This window comes from Methanosphaera sp. DEW79 (genome assembly GCF_003266085.1).
Taxonomy (GTDB): domain Archaea; phylum Methanobacteriota; class Methanobacteria; order Methanobacteriales; family Methanobacteriaceae; genus Methanosphaera; species Methanosphaera stadtmanae.
Window position 1 is genome coordinate 1 of the sequence record NZ_MUZW01000004.1, and the last position, 18,741, is coordinate 18,741.

Below are 18,741 nucleotides of genomic sequence, written 5' to 3' on the forward strand. Positions count from 1 at the left end.
GTTCAGCTAGTAGCTACAATCACTGATAAAAATACTAAATCCTATGTTTCTAATGGTAAGGTTGCTTTCAAAGTTAATGATAAAACTGTTGGTTATGGTAGTGTTTCTAATGGTAAGGCTTATTATACTTATGATTCTAGTAAGTTATCTGCTAAATCCTACAAATTATCTGCAGTATTTGGAGAAACTTCCCAGTATCTATCATCAAAAGATAATGCTTTATTAACTATAAATAAACTAAACTCTACAATTTCATTAGCTGATAAATCAGTTCTCGCTGGAAATAAGATTCAATTAGTAGCAACAATTACTAATAAAAATAACAACGCATACATTTCTAATGGTAAGGTTGCTTTCAAAGTTAATGGAAAAACTATTGGTTATGGTAGTGTTTCTAGTGGTAAAGCATACTATACATATAATACCGCGGAATTAGATACAGGAAAATATAAGTTAACAGCAACATATGGTGGAAATAACATATATTCATCATCAACAGCTACAACAAAAACATTAACAGTACTTAAAAATACTTTCACATACACTCAAATAAGAAATGCAGCAATATCTGTGAGAAATCAATTTGAATCTAATAAAATAGTAAGTACAGTAACAGTAGGATCAACAACAATGGGTCTACAAGATTTCTTACCTTTAATGATACATATGGCTAAAAATGTATATCAGGGAAAATCATCAACACCTGTTGAATACAAACATTATGCACCAATATCTAAACAAACAGATTCAATGAAATCAGTAGTATTATCAGACTCTCAGGTATTAAATATTGGAAATCAAGTACTAAACTACTATCAAAGTAATTCAAAAGCACCAGAATATATAACAACATCATGGGGAAAATTTGGTTACTATAACATAGTATATACATATACTAAGATGATTGATGTATCAACTTCAAAATATCTTCCATCATCATGTAAAATATATAATTGGAATACAATACATCCAACAAATGTTAAATCAAGATTAGTAGTAATATCAACAGATAACATATTTACCACATCAAAAGATAAGGCATTTGTAAATAGTATTAAAAAAATTCTTGAAAGTAAAGGATTTACAGTAAAACTATTAGGAGTAGGACCAAATACACATAATGCAGCAATATGGGAAAAATCATTACCAGACAATGCAATACAATTATCAGTATTTGGTGGAGCAGATGCTGGAGTAATATATGATGTATGTACAAGAAGTTTCATGCGAGCAAAAGCAAATAGATTAGTATTCTTTGCATATCATTCAGCTACAGCTAAAGATATAACAGGACTTGACTGGTTAGAACGTGCACATGATGATAACTACAGTCCAAGTAGCTTTAAAGGAATAGCTCATCCTGATACATATCTTAAATCACATGGTTATGATTATGTATATACAAGTAATGTAAATACAATAGTAGATGCATTATTAAAATATGTAAGTGGTTAAATAATCCACTTATAATTTCCTTTTTTTAAAATCAGTATTAAGTCATAATATCTATTTTTAATATATTATTTTCTAAAAAAAAGTATGGGATGATCATGATAACCATCCACCATCAGCTTTAATTACATCTCCATTAACAAATGATGAATCATCAGATGCTAAAAATAATGCAATTTGAGCAATTTCTTTTGATTGACCTAACTTTGGAGATAATTTTACAAATGGATCTATGGTTTCATATGTTTCCATATCCATTCGTCCAGGATTTATTGTTGTTGCTATTTCTGTATTAACAGTTCCTGGTGCTATTACATTAGAACGTATATTATGTTTTCCATATACCCATGCTGTATGTTTAGCAAGTCCTATAACTCCATGTTTTGAAGCAGTGTATGCTGCTCCACTAATTTTTCCTATTAATCCACCAACTGATGATATTGTAATTATATTGCCTCCATTATTCTTAATCATTTCAGGGATAACTGCTCTTATTAATCGCATTGGGCCAGTTAAATTTACATCAATTGTTTTATCCCATAGATCATCATCTATATGTTTTACAGATACAAAATCATCCATTATTCCAGCATTGTTAACTATTATATCTATTTTACCATATTTGTCTAATGCGAGTTTTACAACGTTGTCTATATCTTCTTGTTTTGTTACATCTCCAATACATGCTGAAGCATCACCGCCATTGGAATTTATTTCGTTTGTAATTTGTTCTAATCTTTCTTTACGTCTTGCAATGAGTATGGTGGAAGCTCCTTCTTCTGCAAATAAATATGCTATTGATTTACCTATTCCTGCTGTTGCTCCAGTTATTATTGCTACTTTTCCTTTAAGCTTCATTTTTAACACCTAAAAAATAGTATTTTCGTTTATATTAATCTTTAATATTTAAATTGTAACTAAACAAATTTTAGTTATGTTTATATTCATGTTTCATATTATTTAAATGTATATTAAAAATCATTATAAATTATGATAATTAGTTATGAATTTTTTCTTGAAAAATATCCTTTTATAAAAATCAAGATTATGTATATTGATTTATTTAAGAAATAGAATGTATTTTTTTTTATTTTATTTTGAATATAGTGTGTATACTCAATTAAAAGGGGGTTAAGAAGTAAAATCTCTTCAAATCTTTGTTTTTGGTATAGATTCTACTTTTAATGGTACTTGTATTGTTGATTCTTTGTATTTGTTGTTTTCTCCTGCTATTACTGTTAGTGTGTATGTTGCTTTTTTTGTTGGTATGGTTATGTTTATGTTTACTTGTCCATCTTTTGCTACTGTGTTGTTTAGGGTTTTTCCATTGAGTTTTACTACTACTTTTGTATTTCCTGTTACTAATTGGTTTTTATCATCATATATTTGCACTGCTACTGTTGCTGTTTTATTTGTTATTTGTGTAGCTGTTGATTGTATGTGTGTTGTTATTTTTGATGCTTTTGGTATTGTGTATGTTATTGTTTGTGTTGATGATTCATATCCATTGTTTTCTCCTGCTATTATTTCTATTGAGTAAGTCTCATCTTTTGTTTGGGGTAGTGTTAAATTGATGTTTCCTGTTCCTGTTATATTTAATTGGTTTATAACTGTTTTTCCATTTATTTTCACTGTTACTTTTGTATTACGGTTTACTAGGTTGTTTGTTTCATCATAAATATTTAATTTAACATTTGCTATATTTCCTATAACATCTGTTATTTTAGCATCTATATGTGTGTTTGTTTTTAATACTTCTAGTGAAGTATTTGCATATGTTTTTACATAGTCACGTCCAACAAATAATGTTGTTGCTGTGTAGTTTTTAGCACTGAATCCTTGTGGTATTTCATAATCAAGATATGCAATTCCATTTGTTATATCTAACAGGAGGATATTTCCATTAGTATCTTTTAGGGTTTTACCATTGAGTTTTAGTATTACATGTCCATCAGTTACTAGTTTATTACCATCTCTTACTTGAACTATGAATCTAACAACATCTTTAGATTTTACTGTTGTTTTATCTGTCATTATTGTTACTGTTGGTGTTCTTTGCGTGATTGTAACTGTTTCATTACTACTTTCACCACTTGCATATACATCATTTTCAAGGTATAATGCATTTATTGTTGAATTATTTTTCATCCAACTTCTAGGAGCAACTGTGTCAAGTATAGCTGTTCCATTTACAACAGGAACTTCTATTGGATTTCCATCAGTATCACAAATAGTCACTCCATTAATATTGAATATAACTTTTCCAGTGTTTATGTTATTTCCATTTACATCTTTAACATGTGCTGTTAAATTTATTGAATCATTATAAACTCCATTTACTGGATCTACTGTTATATTCACGGAATTTTTAACTATATTTATGTTTTTAGTAGTGGAACTTTCCATATATTTTTCATTTCCAGAATATGTTATTGATATTTTAAATTTCTCTACAGTTGGGTTGATTGTAATTACCACAGGATTTTTTGTTAGATTGTATTGTGTTATGTTATTATCTATTGTTACTGTTATAATTCCACTTGTTATAATGTTGTTAAAACTATCTACAACATTAATTGTTATGTTATCTGTTTTGTTAGCATTTACTGAATCTTTATCTAAATTAACATATGATTTATAGTTATCTGTTGTTGGAGTGTTATTTTCAATTAATCCAGTGATATTTATTGCTAAAATAGCTTCATTTCCACTTAAATTAAATGATTCTAAATAATTTCCAGTTATATTAACATCAGAATTTTGAACTGATATTATAGGAATATTTCTTGTATTTACTACTATGTTATTATTTTTTAAATTCATTTGACTATTTTTTAGTTGTATGAGAGGGGTGGTAGTATTTGTTGTAATATTATATGAGAGCCTACTAAATTCTCCAACAGTATTTTCAGCATCAAGTAATATAATATTTTCTCCAGTGATATTTCCAGTTTTATGTGAAAAACTAATCTCTGAGTTATTAGATTTTATAATAGTTGTATTTTTACTATCAAGATTTAATTTATTCCACTTTAAATTTCCAAGACCTTTCATAAATGCATCTGGATTGTTAGCATTGTTTATATCTACAATAATTACTGTAGGTGCTTTTACTGTTAAGTCTATTGAAGAAAATTGAACATAACTTGTAATATTGTTTATGTAGAATATTTTTGAAGTGTTATTGGAAATTACATTAAATGTATCTCTATCCATACTTAAACGGTCAGAATTTTCCATTTTTATACCATAAGCAGTTTTATTAGCATAAACTTCTATATTATTGTTATAACTTGATTTATACATTCCTTCTAATCCTGTAACATCATTATATCCTTTTACTACTACATTATTAGATCCAATTTTTATATCAAAGGAATTTATAGTTAATTTATTATACATTCCACTTATTTTTCCATTGTTATCATATTTAGTTGTAATTGTTGTTATGTTGTTAGTATTAAAATCATAATTTAGTCCATTAGATGAAATAACTTTAATTGAAGTGGTACTTGGACTGTTATCTTTTGTTTTTATTTCAGGACCTAATGTTGTTATGTTGTTTTTACTAAGAGTTTGTGAAACACGGCCAGTGTTATTTATTACAATACTATGAGCTTCTTTTTCATGATTTTCATGATAGATTATTCCATTTTGTAGGGTAGTTTTATTTCCTTTAATATTTACTAAAGTTTCCCTTTCATCAGTACTGTTTAATATTATACCATCAATCACAGTTTGTGTTGAATTTTCACCTATTGTTATTGTTCCATTGTATATTGTGTATTTATTTGGATTTACAAATTGTACTGGTATGTTGAATACTAAATCTTTATTATAAAGATTTGATGCTAAGTTTATAATTGTAGTTTCATTAGAAGTAAGTACTGAGTTTTTAAAGTACTGATTGTAATTATCGTTTGTAAGTAATATTATAAGGGGAGTATTATCTTTAATTATATTGTTGGAACTATCTATTAATCTTACACTACTGTCTCCACCATATGTATTATTATAGTTAAGATAATTTTTAGTTACGTTAGTGTTGTTGGAATTAATAATTGTTACAGTGTTAGTTTCGGTTGTATTAATATTAGAATTAATAACAGTATTATTACTTGAATTTTCAAAGATTATTCCATAATTTGCAGATATTGCAGTGTTATTAATTGTATTGTTTGTAGAATTAATAAATACAATTGTGTTATTGTTGTTTTTTAAAGTACTACTGAATATTATAGTGTTATTTGCATTTACTATTTTTATTCCATTAGAACTTAAAGTTGTTTTGTTTATAAAAGTATTATTGGTATTAATTAATAATATGTCTTCTCCTTGGGTAAATGTACCAAGTTTATTCATGGATTGACCTGATATGGTGTTATTATTTCCATTTGTTGCATTGATAATGAATAAATAACCCATATTTGTAGCTTTTATATAATTATAGGAACTACTTGCAATAAATTGATTATTATTAACATTGCCAGTAAGATATGTTCCTATTGCATTTGTTGCTGTTGGACGTAATCCATTGAAGTTTGAAGTATAATGATTGTTACTGGAATTAATCATGTAAATTCCAATTGCATATTCATCTCCAGAGATAGATGCTTGATTAAAGTTTAATACATTATTATCAGCATTTAATAATACAATTCCTGCAACTACTCCTTTTTGTTGACCATTTGTTGTATTGTATACATTTATTCTATTACTGTCTAATTTATTTCCATATGAATTAATGAAAATACCCATAGTATCTGGAATATTATTTTTCATATTATTAGATGGACCTTCTATTGTAATAGTGTTACTTTTTAAAGTATTGTATTTGTTATTTATAATAACTCCAGTTAGTGCTTTTGTACTAGTTGAGGATATTTTAAGTTTTGTTAATGAATTTTTTAATGTTCCAATATAGATTACATATCCATTAGGATTATAGTCTTCATTGTTTATTAAAAGTTTTTCTGCATGAATTCTTCCATCATCTTTTACAGTTATTGTGGTGTTGTATAGGTATTTTCTATCATTTTTCTTTAATACTATGTGTATTGAATCTATTACAAATTGTCTATTATAAAAGTCACCTACAAGGTTAATTGTACTTCCACTTTCGATTGCACCCGGTATTACAGATCCATTCTTATAGAAGTAATTTTCATATGTTTCATCTGTTATAGTTATTGTTTTACCAAGAGTTGGTGTGTTATTTTCTATAACATTACCTGTAATATTTTCTACTGCTTTATCTCCATATAATATGTTACTTTCTAGTGTGTTTAGTGTTATTATATTGTTTTTAGCCGTACTTTTAACATATATTGCATAATCTTCAATTGTTTTTATGTTGTTGTTTGTTATGTTGTTGTTATTTCCATTTACTTGTATTATGTTTCTTATGGAGTTATTTGTTATGGTTGTATTTCCAGTTACATATAATCCATATCCATTATTTTCAAAGTCAATTATGTTATTTCTAATTGTTAAGTTTCCATTTCCAAGAGCATATATTCCAAAGGAGGTACCATCATCTACTGAAAGACTTTTAAATAATTGTGATGGTTGACTATCTTTTATTGTGGAGTTTTCAATAATAGCTTTCATGGTATTATTATTTACTGAATCTATATAGATTCCAGTACTATTATTAAATTTACATTCTGATACAAGTAAATCTCCTTCACCAGCATATATATCTGTTTGTCCATTATTTGTAAAGTTACAATTTAATATTTTTGTATCTATACCATCATTTCTGTATGGATTGAAATAATCGGCTTCTCCAGTATTTATTGCAATACCCGCACCAAATTTATATGTACTTGTTCCATCGTATGCAATGTTGTTTTTAATTGTACTGTTTATGATTGTTAACTTATAATCACTTAATATTGTTCCCCAACGAGCATAGTTGTTTTGGAAGGTACTGTTTATTATTGTTGCAGTTCCATTGTTGTAGATACCTGCTCCTTCATTTCCAGTACTACTTGATTTTCTATTACCTTCAAATAAACTGTTATTTACATATAATGTAGCTTCATGATTATTTCTGATACCTGCACCAACTCCAGCACAATTGTTAATAAATTTAACATTATTTACTGTTAAATTTCCATAGTTATCAATTGTTGCTGTTTTGTATGAAGAAATATTGTTTCCACCAGCACTCCAACAGTTCTGTATTGTTATGTTGATGAGTGTTATAAGTCCACTTCCTTTTGTAATGTTTATAGCCCAGTTACCAGTACCATTTTCATATGGATACCATTCTGGAGAAGATTCCCAGTAATATTCATCAGGATTAAGACTTTTTTTCATATCATATCTTGCTTCACCATCAATAATGGTGTTTTGACCTATGAAATTTATTTTATAGTCACCATTTACTGTGAGATTTGTGTTACCAGTACCAGTATATTTACCACTTGATATGTGTATATTGTAGATATTATCTTTTGTTGTTTGTTTTAGAGCCTGATTTATTGTTTTGTATGGTTTATCAATTGTTCCATCATTTGTATCTAATCCTTTATCACCAGATACATAGTAGTCTATTTGACTATCTTTTTTCAGTGTTTTTCTAGTTGTTACATCTTTAGTAGTTTTTGTTATATTATTATCTTTTTTTAGGGTTGTTGTACTTGTTTTTGTTATAGGTTTTTCTTGTGTTTTTGTAACAGTATCCTTAACTTCTTTATTATTATCACTAACTTCTACTTTTTCTGTAGTACAAGATGTACTTGTAATTACATGAGTTGAACTTGTATCTTTAATTGTTGTATTTTCTATATCTGTTGCAGAAATAGCTGATATACTCACAAGTAAAAATACTAATGTTGAAATTAAGAATAATGTCTTAATATTATTATTCAAGAAGTTAACCTCCTTTTTTATTATTAAAATAAATTTTATTAACTTAAAAAAATTAGAATTAATATTTTTTAATTTCATTTATTAAAATAAATTTAATTTATTTTTAAATTAAGTTAATAATTAATATTATAGTGAAAATTAATTTATACTTAACTATTATTTTTTTAAATTAAGTAAGAAGAATTATGGATTTATTTTAGAATTAAGGGGGAGGGAAAGGAATAGGATTAATTTTAAAAATATTACATTATTTTTTCTAGAAATAATAATTAGAAAAATGATTTTTAGTTAATTAAATACTTCTATAATGTTGTGGTTTTAGTATTATTTTTTTTTGGAGGTATCATTAATTAATTCAAGATATGTTCATATCTATTAAGATATATAGAATTGTAAACAAAATATGATGGTTTAGTATCTTGTTTATATTTTCTATAAAAGTAGGGGGAGGTTATTTTTTAACATAACTAATGGCTCTGTTAAATCCATCAACCATGTTGGAGTATTGAAACTTTTCACAGATTATTTTACGAGATTTTTTACTCATCATATCCTGTAATTTATCATCAGATAATATTTTAAGCATAGCTTCTTTAAGTTGGGTGCTGTTTTTTTCTTCAACAATAAATCCATTGTCTTTTATCATATCAGGTGCTGCTCCAACAGCATCAGTAGCAATAATTGGATTTTCATAGTACATTGCTTCATTCAATACAAATACCCAAGGATCACCCATACTTTCATTAATAGAAGGTATTACAACTAAACAACTTTCATTATAATACTTCTTTAATTGATTATTTTCAATTTTACCAGTAAATACAACGTTTTTCATGTTATTTTTCTTAACATATTCCTTTAATTTTTCTTCATCAGGACCTGTACCTATAATGATAAGTTCAGTATCACTAATATTCAATTGTTCATATGCTTCAAGAAGATATTTAACTCCCTTTCGTGGTATAAGTCTTCCAACATATAATATTTTCTTTTTATTTGTGGGAAGAGCTTTCTTTTTGAATCCTGTGATGTTACTTACATTTGGCATTATAAAGATTTTTTCTGGTTTTACTTTGATTTTATTTTGAAAGTATGATTTGTGTAGTGATCCTGGAACAAGTATTGCACTTGTATTGTTTGATAGAAATTTTATTATTCTTTCTAAAATCTTTTCTTTTAGATTTTTCTTTTTTGGCCAATCCCAGTCTTCTCTCCATATTATAAATGGTTTTTTCCTTATTTGTGTAATTGTGAATAATATGATTGTTTCTATTAGTTCTTGGGGTGTATCCCAACTTCCTCCAATTAAAATATCATAATCTGCAAATGCCTTTTTTATAAGTCCTCTTGCAAATCCATGACTATTATCTAGAATTGTATAATCAACATCTTCAAGTCCCTTTATTTTACTTGAAATATCGCTCTCATAAACATCACTTATAACATTTATATGTGTAAATACCAAGTCTAAATCATAGATTTTAGCAAGTTGCTTGAAAAATGGTAATCTATACCACATTGCAGTATTATGAGTAAATAATATTTTTGTTTTTTCCATAATGATACCACTCTTTCTATACTATTACACGTTTATATAACTGTGAATCTCCATTATCATAAATCTTGTTAGATTTTTCTATTCCTTCAGTAATTGGTATGTAGTTTCCAGCTCCATATAAGAAACTTTTATGACCAATATTATTTGAACGTAGGAACATATAGCTTCCAGGTTCCATATCTGTCGTGTTTTTAGGATTTGTTGTATGTATATCATTTAGCCAGTAGAGAAGAATATTACTAAAAGCATCAGAAAATAGTGTGTCATTTCCCTCATTTGAATAGTACTGTTTAAACCATGCAACTCCAGCATACTCTCCTTGACTAAATAGTGGAGCATCAATTGTATTATCAAGTGGTAGTGTTGAACTTTGTCCTAATTCAAGATCAATTAATCCAGTATTGAGTATGAAAAACAACACCATGAAAATACCAATAACCTTCATTATACTTCTATTTTTCTCTTTAAAGCTTGTGGATTTTATTAAACTTATTGTAGCACTACAAATATAATACAGTCCAATTACACAAAATGGTGCTAGTACTACAAATGTAACCTCATATATTCTTTGTAGACTTAATTGATCCCTAAATGCAGGTATGAATAATCCACATGCAAGTATTACTAAGTTAAATAATGCAAATGTATTATATTCCTTTGTGAAATGTAAATATTTAGGCCTGATTATATTCATTACAAATCCAACAATTATGAAGTAAACAGATAAATGAATTACACGTTGAGCATTAATACTTACAATATCCATGTACTTAAAAGGCCACCAGATATGTACTATTGTAATAATTGTAACAAGTACCATTAACATGTATTTACGTTTTAAGGACATATTCTTTACTTTCATAATAGTATCCTTAATTATTGGGTGTTGTGTAACATTATTAATATCAACATCACGGGAAATTCTCTTAAATATCTTATAACATATTACAAGTAGAATAATTCCAACACCAATTACTATTGTTATGGATAATGGATTAATAACGCCCTTTGTAAGTAATGAATTCACATTTTTTGACACTATGCCCAATGCATCAAATAACGATGCTATAGGCTTACTATCAGCAGTAAGAGAATAATATATTATGATAAATCCTATGAAAAACAAGGATAAAGGAAGACTTATAGTTTGATTTTCTATTTTAAGATATTTACCAAAGTATTTCTTCTCAAATCCCATTTTCAATAAGATTGTATTTATAATATTTCCAAAACTACTACTAAGAATTGTTAGAGTTATTATGGTTGCAAGTAATACAAACATAAATAGGTATGTTACACTATAATGTGAGAGTATCAACCCAATTCCAAAGAGTAAATATAAAATCTTACGTTTATTCTGAGGTATTTTTCTATCAACCATTAACCATACAAGAAGCACTAGAAATATTTCAGCAATCTGCTGTCTTGCCATTTGAACCATCCAACCATATGAAAATCCATTATAAGCAATAAAGAAAAATGCTGCTAAAAATGCTACTTTACTACCAGTACGTTCTTCAAATATCTTATACAAACCAATACTTATTAGTGAGAATAAAAATGGATAAATAAACTTGAATATCCATGTTAATGTCATTCCTGATAACTTATTGTATATTGGTGCATACATTACAACACTTAACATTGCATTATATGCATGTGGCCATGTATAATCCCAAATACCATTTTTAATAACATAAGTTGCAAACTGGTATTCAAAGAAGATATCATAACCCCATATATGATTTGATATAAGTACACTATAATATAGTATGGATATTGCAACACTGAATATTGCCAGATGATAATACTCCTTCTTCAAATGTCCCCAAGCCATTAAAATTACAAGTAAACATATTGTAAGAAGAAGACCTATTTGTATCTGATTATTACCATAATACTGTAGAGTATATGCTCCAATAATTGCAATAAGCGGTAATAGACAGATAAATAGGAACTGGTTTGATGTTATCAAATCCATACTTAACTTAGAACTACTTTCATGAGAATAATCCCTATCTTTAAAATAGGAAATTACAAGTAAACCCATATTATACAGTGTAAATGTAACAAGTAACGGTATATTCTCAATAGGATGAGTAATTCCAAGTAGTGGATAAATCTGATTCATAAACAAGCCAACAAGAAGTACTGATATAACACTCAAACCCACACTAAGAAGTGTTGTAAATGTATTTCCAAGATCATGTAGTTTCAAAATCCTTAATATTATAATACCTGGAATAAATCCAAGATATAACAATGTAACAATATCTCCAAATATTGGAATATGTTTATTTATGGAAACTATACCAACAATCCACATTAAAACTTGAATAGTAACAACTACTAATAGAAATTCCCTAAATTTCCAATCATTTAATGTAAATATATTTCTAAAATTCATAGTACCTATTCCTAAATTAAAAGTTTATCATACTCATTTATTAAACTATCTATCATAACCTTCATAGAATCAACTGGTAATGATTTTCCAGCATTATTTTCTAAATCTACCAGTAATTCTCTATTATTAATTATCTTTTCTAATTTTTCTTTTAAATCATAAATATTTCCAGGCTCAAAAAGATAACCATTAACGCCATCCTTTATTAACTCTGGAATTCCTCCAATATTACTTCCAATAACTGGTGTATAATTACTAAAACTTTCATATATTACAAGAGGAGAATTATCATAACAAATAGATGGTATAATAATCACATTGGATAATTCATAGAAATGTTGTATCTTACTATTATCTACAAATCCATGAAATACTATTCTCTCATCACTTTCAGCTAATTTTCTAAATTCTTCTTCATCATAACCCTTTCCTATGATGTGTAATTTAATATCTCTATTTTCAATACTTTCAAATGCTTCAATAAGTGTTTGTACTCCCTTATGTTTTCCAAGAGTTCCAATATATGTTATATCAATTGTATCATAACTTTTTCTTGTTTTATTAGTGTTACATTCAATAGCTAATGGTATTTTAACAGAAGACGTATTTCTAAAGAAATTATTTTCTTTAAACTTATTAATCATGAAATTTGATGGAGAAATAAGTAAATCCACATGGTTATCAAGTAATTTTCTTTGAATATTCACATAACTATTACAACAAAAATTTCTTTTCTTGCATAAAGTGTTGTTTCCCCTAATTAAATTAGCTCGTGGACATATTAATGAAAAATCATGTGATTCAAATACTATAGGAATATTAAGATCACTTCCTGCTTTAAAACAGGATAATGATAATCCCTTAAAGTTATTTATATGTACTATGTCAATATCTTCATCTATGAGTATTTGTCTTATTTTATTGTATGTATCGTTATTCCATAGGTCAAATAGGTGCCATAATGGTTTTTTAACTCCAGAAGCTTCAGTTTGTTTATAAACAGGATATAATTTAGTGGTATTTAATTGGTATATTATAATAGAATCCTGTTTTATTATATGAGGATTATTATCAGGACTTGTTGTAATAATTATAACTGTATGTTTTTTTGCCATTTGTGTAGCAATCTTTTTAACAACTATTTCTGCACCACCAAGAACATGTGGTGGATAGAGATTTGTAATATAACATATTTTCATAATAACTCCTCATAGAGTTCATATATTGACTTTGCAATCTCACTCCATTCATATTTTTGTTGTATTAGTTTTCGTCCATTTTCACCCATATTATGTTTGAGATTATCATCTGTAAGTATTTTTATTATTGCATTGGTTAGTGCCTGTGTATCCTTTGGAGGTATTATAATACCACTATTTGTTTTAATAACATCATCTGCAACACCAACAATATCAGTACTAATAACTGGTGTTTTACATGAGAGTGCCTCAAGTACTACAATTCCAAAACCCTCTTGAAGTGATGATATGGATGGTAGTATGAATAGTTCTGAATTGGCATAGTTTTCAATTACATCACTATCACTTAAAAATCCCTTAAATTCAACATTATCTTCTAATTCTAATTCATGAGTTTTTTCTTTGTAAAAGTCAAGAAGTTCACCTTTTCCACCTACAACAAGTTTAACAGTAGGTATTTCTTTTTTAACATAAACTAAAGCTTCAAGAAGATAGTCAAGACCTTTATATTTATGAAATTTATCAAGAACACTTAGGAAAAATATTTGGTTTTTTTGTCGCTTAGTATTATTAGGCTTAAACAATGATGAATCAACACCATTTGGAATGGTAGTTATCTTATCTTTATAATTTTGTAAGTGTTTTGATTTGATATAATTATCCTGTGTTATTATAATTTTATCTGCCTTATTTAATAGAAATTTAAGTGCAGTTTTATTGTAAATATTTGCAATTGTATTTGCAAAACCATTTCCAATAATATCATTATGATATGTTACTACAAGTGGTTTATTTTTAATTCTTGAAATTATATTACTCCAATCACTACTCCATGGAGTTGGAATGTGTGTATGGACAATATCAAAATTCTCACTAAGAAGTGTTCTTGGAAGACTTGGAGTAATATTAGTATTTGCAATCTTTCCATAATATTTAAGACGTTTAATTGATATGTTATCATATATTTGGTTAGTTGGAGTGTTTTCTGGTTGCTTAGCACAGATTACCTTAACTTCACAATTATCATACATAGCTAATTGTTTAGAAATATAATAAACATACTGTTCAACACCACCAATAAATGGATAAAATCGAACTGGGGTCTGTATAATCTTCAAAAATAAAACCTCACATTTTTTTTATTTAGAAAAAAGGTATCTAACATATCACATGACTTTTTACTAAAATTTTTTCATATTATATTAATATAATTATATATAATTATAATTATTTAATAGATTTTCTTATTATAATGGTAGTTGTTGACTTGAAATAATTTCTTTTAGAGTTTTTTTTTATTGAAATTTTATTTTATATTTAACAATTAATTAAGTATTAACGAAGTTTAATTGATGATAATATTAATAGATTAAGACTAACTTTAAAAGTATTATACTAGATATATGGTTATTTAGATTATAATGGAATATTTAATTATCCTATTAAATCATACAAAGACATGTTCCATTGGATAGTATGGAGTGATTATTATGAAAATAGATGAAATGTCTTATAGAAGATTGAAGATACTGTTAGTTATTGACTAGTTATTTTAATAATAGGATTGTTTAGTGGAGAAATACATATTATAGGAATTGGAATAGGATTTGTAGTAACAGATATTATTTTAATTTATTATAAGAGAAAATATTTGAATTTATAATTTAGAGGTGTATATATGAGTAGTTTAGAGGAAGTTAGTAAAAAAATGATGAATTAATTAGAAAATCAACTGCTTCTAAAGTATTTATAATATCACGTTGTATATCAATTTTAAGTTTAACAGTTGTTGCTCTTTGTTTTGAACAATGGAGATTAATGGGGATTGCAATGCTTTTATTGTGTTGTTATACTTTTCCTATTAGATATGTTAGGTATTTTAAGAAACTTGATGATGAAGGGGATACTGAAAATTAAATAATCAATCTTTTTTATCTTTATTTTAAAGTAGTTTATTAATAGAAAATTAAAAAATAGAACTTTATAAGCAAAAAATTAGATAATAGGTAATCTAATTATTTTTTAGGATTTTCAAATAATAATTCTCAGTTTTTGCTGCGATACTGTTCCAATCATATTTCTTAGCACTTTTTCTACATAAATTTCTTTTATTATATGAAATTCCATCACTAATCAATTGGTTGATAAGAATAGCTAAGCTATCGACATTATCATTAATTATCCAACCATTATCTTCGTTTATTAAATCCTTTGCAGCGTTCATTTTAGCATTCACTGTAATAACAGGAACTCCACAGGCATTTGCTTCGATTGCAATGATTCCAAAACCTTCTCTTAATGATGGGAGTACTAGTATTGATGAACTTTTAAGTGTTTTATATAAATCTTCTTTATTTTTATAAAATCCTAAAAAGAAGACATTTTTCTCAAGTTCAAGTGTTGATACAATATGTTTTAGATAATCTTCCATTGGGCCTTCTCCTACAATAAAACATTTTGCATAAGGATGTACATCTACAACCTTTCTCATGGCTTTAATTAGTAAATCCACGTGTTTTTCAGCAATTAAACGTCCAGCATATATAACATCACAGTATTGTTTACTAGGATCTAAATAGATTATTTCATTAATATTCACTCCATTTGAAATAATTATTGAATTAGAAGGTTTATTATTCTCCAGCATATTTTCATATGTGGCAGTAGAAACACAGATAACATTATCAGTAAGATGTAGAATTCCTTTTTCAACTATCTTTCCAAAAAATCCTTTTCTACCCATATAATCATACCAATAATCATTCCATACTTCATGTAATGTAATTACAAGATTAGCTTTCGAATTCATAGTTTTTAATTTGCTAGTGTAACATGAAAAATAAGGAAAACCTTGACAATCAACAATATCAAAATCATCGAAGTTAACACTTACTAAACACTTAGCAAAGTATAATGCTTCCTTAATAGATCGGGATCCATCCTTGGTATATAATTCCATTGGTTTTCCCACACTATGATATGTTATATCATTGTATTTGATAGTTTCTTGTCCATAATATTCTTTAGTTTCCATCCAGTAACCTAATGAAAAAACATGAATATCATGTCCTCTTAGTCTAAGACGTTTACCTATTTCAAATATTCTATTTTCTGCTCCACCAGTAACCCAGGGATATGCAGTATCATAAATAAATGCAATTTTCATGATTAAATCCTCTAAAAAATATGGATGTTTAAAAAACAAGGTTCTTATAAAAGAAGTGGTATTTTAATAAAAGTAGATTATGAGTATTATTAATTACCAAATCTTCTTTTCAACATATATTTCACGTGTCTCCAGCCATCAGTAAATGAACTTAACTTAGCTTCTCCACCACCACGTTTTTTATATGATATTGGAATTTCTTTTATATTTAAATTTTTTTCTCTAGCTTCAATAACCATTTCAACTGCAAATTCCATACCTGGTGCTGTTAAATTCATTTTATGTAGTGCATCTTTGGTAAAGGCTCTCATACCACAATGTGTATCTGAATATTCAGAGTTAAAGAGTATATTTAACATTTTTGTAAGTAATGGATTTCCAATATATTGGTGAAGTGCGGGCATTGCACCTTTTTCAATTGTACCTTTAAAACGAGAACCTATTACAAAGTCACTTCCATCATCTACAATGTAATTTATGAAATCCATTGATTGTTCAAGGGGATATGTTCCATCAGCATCACCCATTATAATAATATCTCCAGTAGCTTCCTTAAATCCACGGATATATGCGTTACCATATCCTCTATTTTTTTCTAAAAATACTGTAGCTCCAGCATCTTTTGCTTCCTGTGCTGTGTTATCAGTAGAATTATTATTAACAACAATAATTTCTACATCATATCCTGCTTCTTCTATCTCATCTACTGGTATACTTTTTATTGTTTTACCTACGATTCCTTCTTCATTCAATGCTGGTATAACAAATGAAACTTTCATATTCTCTACAATCCCTTATTTTTACATAAGTATTAACACTTATGATCTATTATTATAATTATTTGTTATTACTAATATATAATATCAAAAGGTTATATTGTAATAACATCTAAGACTTCTTATTCTCTACTATTTTAGTGATTATATCATCTAATTTATTCATTGAAGTAGTCCATGAATATTTCTTCTCAACAAGAGCATGACCATTATCTGCAATGTATTTATATAATTTCTTATTATCTAATAATTTGATAATTGCATCATTAAATTCTATTTCATTATCTGCATTTAAATAATCCCTATTATCTACTGCACAAATTCCACTAATTCCCTTTGATGTTGATATAACTGGCAGGTTCATACTCATAGCTTCAAGAATCTTATTTTTAATTCCTGTACCTGATATCATTGGTGTGATGAATATAATTCCATATTTAAGATATTCTCTAACATCATCAACTGAACCTGTAACTGTAATATGAGGATTTTTATCTAATGATTTAATATAATCAGAGGGATTTCGTCCAACAATAATAAATTCAACATCCCTTTTTTCTAGGACAAGTGGATAAATATTATCTACGAAGTATTTTACTGCATCATTATTTGGTGGTGTACTCATATCTCCTAGAAATACTAGTTTACTTCTTGTTTGATTTTTGTTTTTAAAGAAATTTGTATCAACACCATTTGGAATAACATTTATTGAAATATCAACATCTCTTTCTAATAAAGTTTTATCCTTCTTATTTACAACTATGCATGAATCAAATAGATTATATATTCTTTCATATCTGTGAATTTTATAGTAGTTAAGATACCAGTAAATACGACTAAAGAGAGTATCTGCCTTTTTATACATGTTATAATTGTAGTTTGAAACAGCATCAAATGCATATACTATCTTTGGAATTTTAATATTTTTAGCATAGAAAGCCATTGGCATATCAGTAATTACAATATCAAAGTTTTCTGCGTCCACTTTTCTATTTATTAAATGACTCATACTACTTTTATAATAATAATTTAGAAAACTGTGTGTTTTTAAGTTATCAAGACAAATCATATTTTTAAGTGTGTATTTGAGTTGGTTTTTAAGTGAATGATATTCTGGTATTTTTAGGGTATTGGTTGTAGATAACTTATCTTTAATAGAATCTAGAGAATATTTTTCAGAATCAAATGATATTAAATGGATTTCATGTTTACTTCCCAATTGTTTTATTAAATGATATATAGGTAGTGTTGCACCTACACTCAGGGAGGGTATATCATGGCATATTAACAGTATTTTTGTCATA

The 18,741-nt window shown here is 27.0% G+C and carries 10 protein-coding genes; 1 reads left to right on the top strand and 9 read right to left on the bottom strand.

The features are described 5' to 3' along the window. The coding region (locus tag BZ132_RS00290) for an Ig-like domain repeat protein (protein ID WP_286940056.1) at positions 1–1,455 on the top strand (1,455 nt) is incomplete at its 5' end. A 93-nt stretch (positions 1,456–1,548) separates the two neighbouring features. Here the strand turns inward: BZ132_RS00290 and BZ132_RS00295 are convergent. From BZ132_RS00295 to BZ132_RS00335, 9 genes are all read right to left on the bottom strand, one after another. After that, complete coding sequence (locus BZ132_RS00295) at positions 1,549–2,310, bottom strand: SDR family oxidoreductase (RefSeq protein WP_011405665.1); 762 nt, start codon at positions 2,308–2,310, stop codon at positions 1,549–1,551. Positions 2,311–2,601: 291 nt separating this feature from the next. Then, positions 2,602–8,331, bottom strand: a complete 5,730-nt coding sequence (locus BZ132_RS00300; protein ID WP_286940059.1) for a right-handed parallel beta-helix repeat-containing protein — start codon at positions 8,329–8,331, stop codon at positions 2,602–2,604. A gap of 451 nt (positions 8,332–8,782) precedes the next feature. Continuing rightward, entirely contained in the window at positions 8,783–9,889 is a 1,107-nt protein-coding gene (locus BZ132_RS00305) for a glycosyltransferase family 4 protein (protein ID WP_112149236.1), read from the bottom strand. Positions 9,890–9,905: 16 nt separating this feature from the next. After that, on the bottom strand, positions 9,906–12,296 hold the full coding sequence (locus BZ132_RS00310; RefSeq protein WP_112149237.1) for a DUF2206 domain-containing protein: 2,391 nt from the start codon (positions 12,294–12,296) through the stop codon (positions 9,906–9,908). An 11-nt stretch (positions 12,297–12,307) separates the two neighbouring features. Next, entirely contained in the window at positions 12,308–13,495 is a 1,188-nt protein-coding gene (locus tag BZ132_RS00315; protein ID WP_112149238.1) for a glycosyltransferase family 4 protein, read from the bottom strand. Continuing rightward, the gene (locus tag BZ132_RS00320; protein ID WP_286940063.1) at positions 13,492–14,613 is read right to left on the bottom strand and encodes a glycosyltransferase family 4 protein; all 1,122 of its coding nucleotides are present in this window, start codon (positions 14,611–14,613) and stop codon (positions 13,492–13,494) included. The genes BZ132_RS00315 and BZ132_RS00320 overlap by 4 nt, the downstream gene beginning before the upstream one ends. 893 nt (positions 14,614–15,506) lie before the next feature. Continuing rightward, entirely contained in the window at positions 15,507–16,661 is a 1,155-nt protein-coding gene (locus BZ132_RS00325) for a glycosyltransferase family 4 protein (protein WP_011405671.1), read from the bottom strand. A gap of 89 nt (positions 16,662–16,750) precedes the next feature. Then, positions 16,751–17,440 carry a glycosyltransferase family 2 protein gene (locus BZ132_RS00330; RefSeq protein WP_011405672.1) on the bottom strand — a complete coding sequence of 230 codons (690 nt, stop codon included), beginning with the start codon at positions 17,438–17,440 and terminating at the stop codon, positions 16,751–16,753. A 109-nt stretch (positions 17,441–17,549) separates the two neighbouring features. Further along, positions 17,550–18,740: a glycosyltransferase family 4 protein gene (locus BZ132_RS00335; protein ID WP_011405673.1), complete on the bottom strand. Its 1,191-nt coding sequence runs from the start codon at positions 18,738–18,740 to the stop codon at positions 17,550–17,552. Position 18,741 lies beyond the last annotated feature (1 nt).

What these genes read in the sequence shown, in the direction of transcription:
- BZ132_RS00335 (WP_011405673.1), bottom strand. Translation starts at nt 18,740, where the DNA reads ATGACAAAAATACTGTTAATATGCCATGATATACCCTCCCTGAGTGTA.
- BZ132_RS00295 (WP_011405665.1), bottom strand. Translation starts at nt 2,310, where the DNA reads ATGAAGCTTAAAGGAAAAGTAGCAATAATAACTGGAGCAACAGCAGGA.
- BZ132_RS00310 (WP_112149237.1), bottom strand. Translation starts at nt 12,296, where the DNA reads ATGAATTTTAGAAATATATTTACATTAAATGATTGGAAATTTAGGGAA.
- BZ132_RS00315 (WP_112149238.1), bottom strand. Translation starts at nt 13,495, where the DNA reads ATGAAAATATGTTATATTACAAATCTCTATCCACCACATGTTCTTGGT.
- BZ132_RS00305 (WP_112149236.1), bottom strand. Translation starts at nt 9,889, where the DNA reads ATGGAAAAAACAAAAATATTATTTACTCATAATACTGCAATGTGGTAT.
- BZ132_RS00325 (WP_011405671.1), bottom strand. Translation starts at nt 16,661, where the DNA reads ATGAAAATTGCATTTATTTATGATACTGCATATCCCTGGGTTACTGGT.
- BZ132_RS00330 (WP_011405672.1), bottom strand. Translation starts at nt 17,440, where the DNA reads ATGAAAGTTTCATTTGTTATACCAGCATTGAATGAAGAAGGAATCGTA.